The 517-nt window shown below is 44.3% G+C and carries 1 protein-coding gene; it reads left to right on the top strand.

Annotated elements, in window-relative coordinates:
* The coding region (locus R7Z77_RS28445) for a class I SAM-dependent methyltransferase (protein WP_318137447.1) at window positions 1-517 on the top strand (517 nt) is incomplete at both ends.

The raw sequence follows: 517 nt of genomic DNA, 5'->3' as shown, positions 1-517 counted from the left end.
AGAGAAATTAGATCGCTACCGCATCTATGACGCAGATCTTCCTGAATATAACGTAGCGATTGACGTATATGGCGATCAAATCGTGATTCAAGAATACGCAGCACCTAAAAATATCCCTGAAGAGAAAGCGAAACGCCGTTTGACGGATATCATTCGTGCAACGATTCAAGTGACAGGCGTAGAAGCGAACAAAGTTGTCCTTAAAGTTCGTGAAAAGCAGAAAGGTCGCAGCCAATATCAAAAGTTGGGTCAGGTATCTGAAACGTTAGAGGTGAACGAGTACGGCGTGAAGCTGATCGTGAATTTGCACGACTATCTTGATACGGGACTATTCCTAGATCATAAGATCACACGTCGTCGCTTAGGCGAAATGGCTCAAGGCAAAGATTTCTTGAACCTATTTGCTTACACAGGTAGTGCAACAGTACACGCGGCAGTTGGCGGAGCTCGTTCAACAACGACAGTAGACATGTCAAACACTTACCTGAACTGGGCAAAAGACAATATGCAGTTGAAT

Source organism: Vibrio sp. 1401 (assembly GCF_033340295.1).
This window is presented reverse-complemented; position numbering and strand designations above follow the sequence as displayed.